We start from the raw sequence: 12,334 nt of genomic DNA on the forward strand, positions 1-12,334 counted from the left end.
AAAAAAAAATCCCCCCTTTTATCTTCTTTCTGATCTCTCCATCGCTCAAAAATCACCTTATTCAAGCCCGCCACCGCCGGTGGTGGGGTGTTATCCCAACCACCTCCACAGACATTTTTTCTCCACGCTGTCCCTTCTTTCCCTTTAACATCCCCATTACCATTTGTAAGTTCCGTATACAAAATGAATCCTGACCTAATCGTTACAAACCATTGCATCACGCCCTCATTACACTACAATCGCTTGCATAAATTGGCTCATTTTCAGAAATATCTTAAATTTTAGTACGCGAGAATCATTAACAATCTAGTCACGCATGCCAGCTTATTGCATGCTGCCTAATCATCGATCTGTAGGAGGAGAAGATGATCAGACCCACCACTTTTGTGAAGTGCGCATTAGCCGCTTCTATCACATTAATAGCCACATCACTGACCCAGGCTGCGCCTTTGCCCATCGCAGGTGACTACAACACCTTCGTCTTTGGAAACGCAAACCTGACTTCCGACACTCAAGGCCGTCTCGCCGTTGGAGGCGATCTCGTCATCTCCAACTACTCTGTTGGCGATCAGCTCACGCCAACCGACATCGCCCATAACTCCGACGTCCTCGTCGTCGGTGGCTCGCTCAACTTCAACAGCGGCCACATCTATCACGGTAACGCCATCATCTCCGCACCACCTTCTCAAAATAACATCCCTCAATCCGCATCAATCGACGGCCAATATTTCCAAGGCGCACCCTCACCCATCGATTTCAATGCCGCCAAAACCGCACTCTCAAACTACGCCACCCAACTCACCCATCTCGCCTCCAACGGCTCAGTCATCCAGCAATGGGGCGGTATCACCCTCAGCGGTGACAACACCAGCCCACTGCAAATTTTCGACCTTAACGCTACAGATCTTCTCAACTCGCACACCCTCAACCTCAACAACGTTGCCCAAGACGCAACCGTCCTCATCAACGTCACCGGCGACACCGCCGGCATGACCAACATGGGACTCTTCGGCTTCGAATCCATCCGCCAAAACGTCCTCTTCAATTTCGCCGACGCAACCTCACTCACCCTTCAAGGCATCGGTGTCCAAGGTTCCGTCCTCGCACCCAACGCCTCACTCACCAACGGCCAAGGCGTCATCTGGGGTCAGATCATTCTCGATTCCATGCAAGGCAACCTTCAGCAAAACCTCGCCTCATTCGACGGCGACCTCCCCCCAATCCCCGAACCCACCACCACCGCACTCCTCGCAACCTCATCGCTCATCCTCCTCACCCGCCGCAACCGCAAAACCTCATAAACGAACCCACAAACGTTAGTCATACTTTAATTTTGCTTCGAGGATTCCCATTGCACGTTCAGGCTGCGCCTTCATCTGAATGCGAATCTTCTCTGTAGTAAACGCATGCTGCGCATCGACATAATTAAACTGATCCAGCTTCGTTTCATAGCCGCTGGTAATGTAAGTATGCAACGGTTTCCAGCCCCCATTGGCCCAGTATTCCACCGACCAATCAGCAGGCGCCGCGCACCCACCGTTGTTCTTAATATCATCAAACCAAAACACACCAACACTCCGGATGGGCTTCTTCTCCTTCAACGTTAACACAACCCACTGGTCCTGACCCTTTTGCGGCCAGCTCGTCCATCGTCTCATCGACGTCTCATGCGATCCATTCGGTGTATCACCATCTCCGATCGCATATACCGTATCTGTCGCATGTGTATACGACGCCTCTAGCTTCTTGTATTCACCATCAACATTCAAAGGGTTCGAACTCAACGATGCCAACGACTTCTCTCGCGGCATCCACACCGCCATCGAACTCAATCCGCGGTTGCTCCAAGCGTAATACGGTATCAATCGGACCTTGCGATCTTCCATGCCTTGGCCATCAGCTGTCAAAGCTTGACCACGCAGATGTGCTTGAATTGTTTCCACCCCTTGCGTGAGGTGTCCAACTTGCGCCTGGCGTTCCTTAATCTTCGGCATGTCTTCAAAATACAAACGTGAAACATCAAAACTAAAATCTTGATCCAGCCCCTCCGCGCACATCACCAACGGTCCATGTGTAAACGCAACACGCCCTCGATTCGCTTTCACACGCTCAATCGTTTCGTTGCTACGCACATCCATCGGCAACTCAAGCGCAACAACATCACCCTTTGACCATTCTCGTTCAATCACCGCGAAGCCGTTTTGCACATTAAAATCCATTGACTCGCCATTAATCTTTATCTCAATATCTTTCTCCATCACATCTGCATAATGATACAGCTCGCCCGGCACAAACTGCTTGTTACCAGCCCAAGTCGGGATTCGCATCCGTACTGAAAATTTTGCCCCATTGTTCGCGGGGTTCACCGTCAAACAAATCTTGCCATCAAACGGATACGCCGTCTGCTGCTTTACACCAACCGTCACGCCACTGATATCTACCGTCGTTTCCGAACTCGCATACAAGCTTAAATACAAATCATCATCATCCACCGCATAAATCATCCCCGATATTTGCGGGATATATCTCGCCAGATTCGATGGGCAACACGCCGTACCAAACCACGTTGCGCGACCTTTGTGCCCGTGGTTAAACGCTCGCTCACCATCCGTCGATAGCGGGTTCACATAAAAAAACCGATCCCCTTTCAGATTCATTCCCGCAAGCACGTTATTAAATAACGATACTTCCGCAACATCTAGATACTTCGCTTCCTTCGTCATCAAGAATAAACGATAGTTCATCATCACGTTTGCAATACCCGCACACGTCTCGTTATAGGTATCATAATTCGGCAACTCATACTGCGGCCCAAACCCCTCATGCCCATACACAGCTCCCAAACCACCCGTAATATGCATCCGTGTATTGACAATGTCGCCCCAAATCTCCTGTAGCGATGTCTGCAATGACGAGTCCCCCAGTATCGCGCTCACATCCGCCATACCCGCGTACATATACACCGCTCGTACCGCGTGCCCAACCGCTTCACGCTGATCTCGAACAGGCAGATGCTGCTGTGCATATTCATCATGATTTAATCCCGCTTCTGAAGGCTTATACGTCACGCCTCGAATATCCAAAAACTTCTTAGCCATATCTAGGTATAAACGCTTCCCCGTTTCTCGGTACAACTTGACCAGAGCCAGTTCAATTTCCTGATGACCCGGGGCCTGATTCACCGGCTTGCCCCCGTTGTAATCACGATCACCCTCAAAAAAAACCTTGTTGATATGCTCCGCATTCTTCTCAGATAGTTTCAAGAACTTATCTTTCCCCGTTGCTTGGTAATATGCAATCGCCGCCTCATACATATGCCCCATGTTGTATAGCTCATGACTATAAATCACAAAACTATATGGCCTGTCACCCATCCCGTCATGAGAATGACGCTTCGTTGCGCCCGTAATGTGTGATGGATATAAATACCCGTCTTCAAGCTGCGCCTCGCCAATAATATCAATGATGCGATCCATCTCTGCTTCCAACGCTTTCTCGGGCTTCAGCTTCAATAAATACGCCGCGCCTTCCATCACCTTATATAAGTCAGAATCAACAAACGGATGAGGCCGATGCCCAGGCACGTCCTCGCCACGATTAAACTTCGCCGCTGCCTCCAAATGAGCCACACCAACCTGCGCCTCCTGCATCGAATGCGGCAACAAAACTTCCGCCTGTAGTTTCAATCGCGGTAACCAAAATTCATCTGTCAATCGCACTTCATCAAATGCAATTGGCACGATCGGATAATCCGCAGCTCGTAAACTTTCCATCGCAACTAATCCTGACATATAAAAGCCGATCATGAGCAATCCAAATCTATACATGAGTTAGAACTCCGATTTAGAGACAGGATTATGAGTCGAATTCAACCCCGAACGGCAAGCAAAACATGCAGCAGATACACACAAGCGAATACCACTGCTATGAATCGGAAATGATGAAATAACACCCACCATTCGTAAAATAGCTATCTTAATTTCAACACATGCTGAGGTTCCATAGTCACACTGCAACACTTAATACCACTTCATGAAATATATCCGCTCCGCAGCTGAATCTTGATCAGCGACGGCGAAATCAGAATCTTACTTATATACTTGTTTTTTCGGGTTGGCTTTGTGATTTCACTTCCAGCTTGCGCTATAACAAAGTGACCGACGTTTGACCGAGGTCCGGCAGAGTGGTAATTTGACCACTCTTTGACGGGGTCTGTATCTGTACGCAACCCCCGATACATTCATTCACCCAATTTCTCCACGAATCGGAAGAAAGAAGGTAAGTCATGACTGCTACAGAACTTAAGCAGCGTCTTTTGACTCCCGGCCCAACCGCCGTCCCTGCAGAAGTCCTCGCCGAATTGGCCAAGCCAATCATCCACCACCGCACCAAAGAGTTTCAGGCTATCTTCGCCGAACTCTCCGCACTTCTGCAAAAAGTCTTCAAAACCGAAGGCCCCGTCCTCTCTATCGCCGGCTCAGGCACCACCGCTTTTGAAGCCGCGCAAGTTTGCCTCGTAAAACCAAATTCCAAAGTCATCACCTGTGCAGGTGGTAAGTTCGGCGAGCGCTGGCAGGACGTTTACGATGTTTACAGCAAATTCCTGAACATCGAACAGATCAAAATCAATTTCGATTGGGGCAAAGCCGCTCCCGTCGATCAGATCAAAAAAGCACTCGACGAAAACCCAGACGTCTCCGTCATCACCATCTGCCACAGCGATACATCAACCGCGACCGCGAGTGATGTTAAAGCGATCGCAGCTTTGGCACAGAAGACCGACGCGCTGTTGCTCGTCGACGGCATCACCTCCGTTGGCGCATTCGAATGTGAAATGGATAACTGGGGCATTGATGCTTTAGTGACCGGTTCGCAAAAAGCGATGATGTTGCCGCCAGGTTTGGGTTACGTTGGTTTAGGCAAACGTGCACTGAAGCGTTTGGACGAAATCGAACACGATATCCCTGCATACAACTTGGATCTGCGTAAGTGGGTTGCAAGTCATGCGAAGAATGATGTGCCGTTCACGCCGCCGGTCGCTTTGATCCGCGGTCAGAAGGTTGCCTGTGAGTTGATTTTGAAGGATGGCCTTGACGCGAAGATCGCTGAAACCAAGAAGTTGGCAAAAGCATCACGCGAAGCGTTTGTTGCGATGGGTTTAGAACTCATCAGCGACAGCCCATCTGAATCAGTGACAGGTGTTTATTACCCTGAAGGGGTTGTTGATGGCAAATTCCGTGCGGGTTTGCGTGATAATCATGGGATTCACATTGCGGGTGGTCAGAGCGGCCGCGGCGCGAAGTGGAAGGGTAAGATTTTCCGGATTTCACACATGGGTTATGTTGATTTTGCAGACACGCTGGCATGTTTTGCGGCGATGGAAGTTGAATTAGCGGCACAGGGCTTTGCGATAGAGCAGGGCGTTGGTGTGACGGCGTTTGAAGCGGCTTACAATGCGTAAGTTTGAATAAAAACAAGATGAAAAACCGCGATGTATTTTACATCGCGGTTTTTTTGTGCGCACGTTTTGATTGGAAGTCGAAAATTTGAGGTGTGAAATATGGGTTGAAAAAAAAGTGGCTATGCGCGGATTAGACGGGTTGATGATTGGGATTGTGAAATCGCATGTGAAAAATAAGGGGTTATGAAAAATGTGGGCTGGGTTTGTGCGCACGGTTTTTCGATTTTCGTGATTTTCCCTTATGGTGCGGTGATTGAAAAGCGCGAGAAATGGGAAGAAAGTCGTTGGTTTTGATTGAAAATGAGATGAAAAGTGCGGGAATTGTGTGTGTTTGATAGGGGGGGATCGGATTTGTGCGCGCGTTTTGTTTTGTGAGCAATTTGGTATGGGTTTTGTGGGAGATTGAAAAGACGCAGCGAGATTGCTGCGTCTTTTTGTAGGGAGATTGTGATCTATTTTTTGAATGGGGTTATTTTGTGAATGTGAAGACGCGGTGGCTGTTGAAGAGGTCGAGTGTGCTGAGCAGTTTGCCGTCTTCTTGGAGGAAGAGGGTTGTGAAGTATGAGGTGTTGGAGCCATCGGATGTGTTGCCGGGGTGGATGTTGGCGGGCGAGGACCAGGTGTTGAAGTTATCAGTTGAGTAGGTGAATTGGAGTTGGCCACGTCTGTGGTGTACGGGTTGATAGGAGAAATCGGCGGGCCAATCGGATGAATTGATGGCCTCATCGGTGAGGAAGGCAACGACGGCGGGGCCGGCGTTGTTGCCGAGTCTGGCGATGTGTGGGTTGTATGCGTTGTAGGGTCGGCCGAGGTTATCGAGTTTTGTCGGTTGATAGATGATGAATCGATTGTCGTTGTTCCAATTGTCATTCCAGTCGTTATTGGTTTGTCCGCCGTTGTAGCCGATGATGCCGCGGATGACGTTGTTGTAGGCGATTGTGTTGTGGTGGGTTGTATCGTTGATACGTTTTTTGAAGGTGTATTCGTTGATGCTTTCGAAAGCGAGTAGGAGGGTGTCGTTGCCGTTGTTGCGTGGATCTTTGCGGAGTGTGGTGACGGTGGGCATGCCGTCACGTGAGAGTTGGTTGTTTGGGGCTCGGGCGGCGATAATGCGGAAGCTTGAAGGGGTGAGGTATGTGCTGCTGATGGTGAACGTTTTCATGACGATGTGTTGATCGTTTGAGTTGGGCAATTCATAGTCGTAATAGACTTGGAGTGTGTTGTTGGATAGCTGATGGATGAAGGGTGAGCCGAGGAATTTGTTGGTGGCGTTTGAGTCGATGCTTGTTGCGAAGTGGTGATAGGTTGGTGTGGTGTTGAGGTTGTCGATGCGTATGAGATTGATGGTGAACTCGGATTGGTTATTGTCGGTTTGTGGGTTGTTATCGGGGTCAGTGGTTTTTTTTGTGCCATGCGCGATGAGGATGCAGGGGTTGGTTTCGTTGGGGAGGGTTCCGGCCCAGAGAGCGATGTCGTGGAATACGCTGTTATCGGGGAGGAAGTCGATGATGATTTTTTCGCTCCATGTTTGGCCGTCGGTGCTTTGGAGGAGTTGGAGTCTTGAGTTATTGTTTGGGTATACGGGGCCGATGTTTTTAGCGCCGTAGTATGTGCTGCCGAGTTTGACGATGGAGCGTTGGGGTGCGAGCCCTTCGTTGGTCGCGGTGTCGGGGAGTCGGGGGTTGATCCATGAGGTGTCGGTAAAGGCGGTGTCGGCTTTTTGTAGCCATTGGGATTGAGGGAGGACGGCGTTTGAGATTCTGACTTCATCGATGAGGCCTTTGGCGTAGTCGGTGTGAATGCCGTTGTAGAGGCCGCGTCCGACCGTCCAGCCGCCGGGATGCCAAAGGTTTGTGCCGATTTTTGATCCGATGTAGATGTTGGAGTTTGAGCTGCTGTATGTGGTGGATGCGATGGCGGTGTATTCTTGGTTGTCATCGTCGTAGAGAAAAAGTTCGAGTTTGCTGCCATCGTTTGTGGCGACGAGGTGATACCATTTTGAGGTTGTGACGTAGTTTGCGGCGGTTTGTGCTACGTGTGCGTTGCCATCGTGGTCGACGAATAGGATTTTGAAACGGTTGTCGTATGTAATTTGGAGGTAGAGTGAGGCGAGCATGTTTGTGGTGCTGAGTTGGGCGTCTCGGCCGACGATGGTGCGGAATTGGTTGTTGAGTAGAGGCTTGTAGCTTGCTTCGATGGTGAAGTTGGAGAAATCGGCGGTTTCGATGTCGGCGCCTGAGGGGTTTGAGGTGGTGGATTTGGTGAAGAGTTTGGGTTTGATGCCGTTGTTTTTGATGGCGTTGTTGTTGCGTTGTGAGGATTGAGGGACTTTACTGTGGTCGGTATCGGCGTCGTATTTCATGGCTTCGTCTGAGCCGGGCCATGAGGAAAGGTGGTTGCCGTTGCCGGACTCGTCGTAGACGACGGCGGTGAAGTCGTATGCAGTGGACGGTTGTGGGAGCGTGTTGTTGGTGGTGCCGTCTTCGAAACGCCAATAGGCGATAACGCTATCGGGGGTGTATGATTCGGCGAATAATCTGGTTTGCAAATATGTAGATAATATAAGGAAAGGTATGATGCCAATTATTAAGCGTTTCATGATCGGGTCCTTGTGATGATGAGATGTCAGATTGAATGAATTCAGACAATAGCTGGATAAGCAGTAGATTGTGCAGATCGCCGGGATTGAATGATTGATTGTACGGGTAGATGAATACCTGCCTATAAATTGCTATGAAAGTAGATGTAAAAGTAATGTAATAAGGGGAAAGATACTATTGCTAGTAAGCAGTACTCAATATCCATGATCACAATATTTGATGGTGTTATGTGATGTGGGTGTGCTGAGGGGATGGGTGATAGGGAGAGTTGGGCGGTGCAGGCTGAGAAGTTATCGGGTGTTATGGGGAGAGGGATTGGGTGGCGGGTCTGATAATGACGTGTGTATTGAGGCGGGATTGGCGCTACGCTGGTGAGTTTGGTCAATGAGGTTTTAATAACGTGGTCGTGTGATGTTGCTAGGCCAGTCGCACGATATTGATCCTGAATTATATGGACGAAGTTACGGGTACGCTGTGGCTACGACGTGCACGTTCTCATTTTTAATAGCACTGTGTTGTTGTGTGCTGTGTTGTACGGGCGCAAGACAAACAATTGAATAGGCAGGATGATATGTCACCAGTCAGATTTTCGCGGGTATCGTTATTAACAGCTTTTTGTTCGATGGTGATGGGGTCGGGCCTGCATGCAGGTTGGGTTGATGATAGTGGCGGTAACTGGGATTGGCAAAATGGTGTTGGGCCAAATTTTGCGATTGATATCACGGCGGGTGGGCCGTTGAATGTGGTGGTGGCATCAACGGTGAGTGGTGCGGGGCCCCAGGGAACTTATGGTCTTTCGTTGGGCGGGCCTAGCTTTACACGTTGGCTTCAAACGGATCAGGTGGCGGCGGTTGATTTTGATGGCAAGGTGCGTTTGCAGATCAATGCGGATCACCATCAAGCTTTTGAATTCAATAATGCTGGTACGAATACGTTTGATATGGATGCGGCTGGTATCTTGATGGTGCACTCGGATAGCACCGCGGCTAGTACGAGCGCGACTGGGGTTATGAGTCTTAATCCAGCGAGTGTGCTTGATCTGAATACGTTGGCGGGTCAGATTTATGTGAGCAGTGATAACACGACGGCTAGTTATACGAATCTAAGAGGCATATATTCGAGGCATTCGATTGTTGCGGATGAGATTGCGAGTACGGCGTTGATCAGTGTTGATGGGCCGGGTGGTATTAATCGCGGTATTGAGACGAATCTTGGTGATATCACGATTGGGCCGGGGGGTAGTGGAAATATGGCTGGTCGGATTGTGATTAATGGGCGGCGCGATGGTGAATCCGAGTCGGATCATCTCGCACGAATTGCGAATACTTCGAATGCATCGGGTATGCATACTGTGAAAAACGTGACGATTCATGGTACGCTTAGTGGCAGTATTGAAGTCAATACTGGTTTGAGTGGTACGAGCTCTAATGCATACGGTATTTACGCGAGTGAGGCGGTGAATATTGGTATGTTTGCAGAGTCGGGATTGATTGAGGTGAATGGTCAGGGTAATCGCGTGGTGGGGATTAATGCGCTTGGTGATTTGCATATTCATAACGAGCTCGCTGGGGATATTTTGATTAATACTGCGGGTGGTGATGCGAGAGGTCTGTTTAGTGATGCGAACTTGACGATTGGTTCGTTCAGTGACACAGGCTTGATTGATGTGGTTGGTTCGGCTGAGTTTGGATCGGGTCAAGTAGTTGCGGGTATTGATGGACGTGTGGTCGAGATTACTGGGGAGATGGCGGGCGATATCACGGTTGAGAATACGTTGGCGGCTGGATACCGGACGCATGGTATTTATTCGGGTGGTGATTTGACGATTGGGTCGGTGGCGAGCACGAGCCGCATTGATGTGACGAGCCCGGGTCGTGAGACGCAAGGGTTGATGGCGTTGGGTTCGGTGATCGTGGCAGGGAATATGGATGGTGAGATTATTATCAATGGCAAACGTGTGGGTGAGTCGGATGCGGATCATGCGGCGCGCATTGCGGGCTCAAATACGGTGATGGGGATTTGGGCACGCGTGAATGTTGATATGCAGGATGCATTAAATGGCCGTATTGAGGTGCATGCGGGACATGTGTCTGATAGTTCATATGCACGCGGTATTTTTGCAGATGGTGATGTGACGATTGATTCGGTGGGTAGTACCGGCGGGATTATAGTACGTGGTGATGGGTGGGGCGCTAACGGCATTGAGGCTTATGATGGGGTGACGATCACGAATGAAATGGCTGGGACGATTGATGTGATTGGACGCCAAGGGGCGTATGGTATCGCAGTGAATGGTTCGGATGGGATTAACTTGGGAAATGTAACGGGCACGATCTCGGCGGTCTCGACGGATCCGACTTATGTTGGATTTGCACTGTATAGTGGTGCGGCTGATGCGGATGATTCGGTGACGCTATCAACGGGCGCGAACATTGTTGGGGAGATTGCTTTTAATGGTGAAACAACAGAAGACGTGTTGACGCTACGTGGTAACGGTACGTTCTCAGATAATCTTTATGATGTGGAGCGACTGGTTGTGTCGCAAGATACGGGTACGGGGTCCACGAAAGATGAGGTTTGGCATCTCAGTTTGGCGGATAGTTATGATGAAACGTTTGAGCGTAATATGTTTGATTCGATTGAAGTCAATTACGGGATGCTGGGAGTTGGCCAAACGATTAAGACAGATACATTGACCGTTGAAGCGGATGGCGGGTTGTACTATCGGTTGAATAGTGATGGAAGTTCAAACACGATTGAAGCGGCTTCGGCGACACTTAAAGAGGGTGCGACGATTAAGGCTGATTTGGATGGACCGATTACAGGATTGAAGACTTACACGTTGATCGATACGACAGGTGGGGTGACGATTGATGCATCGGGTGATGTTGCAGATTTGATTTATATTCCGAATACGGCGTTGATTGAGTTTGAATCTGAGTTGTCCATTGATGGCAATGATCTGATCATTACGGCAAGCGCGTTTGAGGAATTGCAGACGTATGCGGATACTCCTGCGAAGCAAGCTGCAGAATCGTTGCAGCGTGCATTTGATGAGGACGCAACGGGGGATGCGGGTGATGTTTTGGCGGCGTTCCAGAGCATGAGTGAAGAAGAATTGGTGGAAGAGCTGGATAAGATTAGTCCTGAGCAGTCGGTGGCATCTGTGAATGCAGCGGCGGATACGAGTTCGTCGTTTGCAAAGACGTTGACGGTTCGGACGCAAGCGGTGGGTTCATCGGCGTTGGCATCGGCGGGTGATGAGGGAATCTATGCGATGATGTTCTCTGGACCATCGATGCGAGATGAGGATGGATATGAATTCTGGACATCGGGATTTGGCACGTTGACTGAGCAGGATGATAAGGATGGGATTGTTGGGTATACGTCGCGTGCAGCAGGTACGTTGGTGGGTTTGGATCGGATGAGTGAGGATGTGTTGATGGGTGTCGCGTTTGGATTTGCGCATGCGGATATCGATGCGAATCAGTCGCGTGGATCGACGGATCTGGATGCGATGATGTTTGGTGGATATTTTGCTTATGCTCCATCTAACTGGAAAATAGAAGGCGGGTCGGTTTATACGATGGGGTTGGCAGATTACAAGCGTGAGACGTCACTTGGGCGTACAGCTGAGGCGGATGATGTGATGTCGCATACGTTCACGAATTATGTTGGCGCGTCGTATGATTTTACGTCGGCGGATGGGCGACTTGTATTGATCCCGAATGCGCAGCTTACGTATACGTATTTCAGGCAGGAATCGTATGGTGAATCGAAGGCTGGAGCGCTGAACCTTGATGTTGATTCGTTTGATAATGATATGTTGACGGCTATGGTGGGGATGAAAGCGGAGTATGCGTATAGTGAGCAGTTGAAGATTAATTCATTGTTTGCGTATAAGCGTGATTTGGTGAATGATGCGGTGGTTGTGGAGTCATCATTCCAATCGGTGGGTTCGACGCCGTTCAAAACGAGTGGGATTGAAGCGGATAAGAATGCGATTGAGATTGGCGCGGGTGTGGATTATCAGGTCAATGACCGCATGAAGGCTTCGGTTGATTATTCGTATGAGCATCGTGAAAGTTTGAAGACGCAGAATGTGACTGTGGGTTTGAATATTCTGTTTTAATTAACTGTTGGTTATATGAGAATAATAAAGACGCGGCTTTGGGCTGCGTCTTTTTTGTGTGATTGAAAAACCTCGATCCAATTCTCCTTCCCCGGAAGCACCGGAATCCCCGGAAGCATCGGAAGGTGGGAGAGAGAGAGG

General features: G+C 49.5%; 5 protein-coding genes. 3 read left to right on the plus strand and 2 right to left on the minus strand.

The window, feature by feature from the left end; all coding sequences use genetic code 11:
* Positions 1-365: 365 nt before the first annotated feature.
* Complete coding sequence (locus KS4_RS03195; protein ID WP_145074531.1) at positions 366-1,301, plus strand: choice-of-anchor A family protein; 936 nt, start codon at positions 366-368, stop codon at positions 1,299-1,301.
* 15 nt (positions 1,302-1,316) lie between these two features.
* Here the strand turns inward: KS4_RS03195 and KS4_RS03200 are convergent, their stop codons facing one another.
* The gene (locus KS4_RS03200) at positions 1,317-3,827 is read right to left on the minus strand and encodes a glycoside hydrolase family 127 protein (RefSeq protein ID WP_145074534.1); all 2,511 of its coding nucleotides are present in this window, start codon (positions 3,825-3,827) and stop codon (positions 1,317-1,319) included.
* A 458-nt stretch (positions 3,828-4,285) separates the two neighbouring features.
* Between KS4_RS03200 and KS4_RS03205 the strand changes: the two genes are divergently transcribed.
* Positions 4,286-5,461 (plus strand): pyridoxal-phosphate-dependent aminotransferase family protein, encoded by a 1,176-nt coding sequence (locus tag KS4_RS03205; protein WP_145074537.1) that lies wholly within the window; start codon positions 4,286-4,288, stop codon positions 5,459-5,461.
* Positions 5,462-5,930: 469 nt separating this feature from the next.
* Here the strand turns inward: KS4_RS03205 and KS4_RS03210 are convergent, their stop codons facing one another.
* Positions 5,931-8,060 carry a LamG domain-containing protein gene (locus KS4_RS03210; RefSeq protein ID WP_145074540.1) on the minus strand — a complete coding sequence of 710 codons (2,130 nt, stop codon included), beginning with the start codon at positions 8,058-8,060 and terminating at the stop codon, positions 5,931-5,933.
* Between the two features lie 572 nt (positions 8,061-8,632).
* Between KS4_RS03210 and KS4_RS03215 the strand changes: the two genes are divergently transcribed.
* Positions 8,633-12,193: an autotransporter outer membrane beta-barrel domain-containing protein gene (locus KS4_RS03215; protein ID WP_145074543.1), complete on the plus strand. Its 3,561-nt coding sequence runs from the start codon at positions 8,633-8,635 to the stop codon at positions 12,191-12,193.
* The last annotated feature ends 141 nt before the right edge of the window (positions 12,194-12,334 follow it).

The sequence above is a fragment of the Poriferisphaera corsica genome, from assembly GCF_007747445.1.
GTDB classification, from domain to species: Bacteria; Planctomycetota; Phycisphaerae; order Phycisphaerales; family Phycisphaeraceae; genus Poriferisphaera; species Poriferisphaera corsica.

What these genes read in the sequence shown, in the direction of transcription:
- KS4_RS03195 (WP_145074531.1), top strand. Translation starts at nt 366, where the DNA reads ATGATCAGACCCACCACTTTTGTGAAGTGCGCATTAGCCGCTTCTATC.
- KS4_RS03200 (WP_145074534.1), bottom strand. Translation starts at nt 3,827, where the DNA reads ATGTATAGATTTGGATTGCTCATGATCGGCTTTTATATGTCAGGATTA.
- KS4_RS03205 (WP_145074537.1), top strand. Translation starts at nt 4,286, where the DNA reads ATGACTGCTACAGAACTTAAGCAGCGTCTTTTGACTCCCGGCCCAACC.
- KS4_RS03210 (WP_145074540.1), bottom strand. Translation starts at nt 8,060, where the DNA reads ATGAAACGCTTAATAATTGGCATCATACCTTTCCTTATATTATCTACA.
- KS4_RS03215 (WP_145074543.1), top strand. Translation starts at nt 8,633, where the DNA reads ATGTCACCAGTCAGATTTTCGCGGGTATCGTTATTAACAGCTTTTTGT.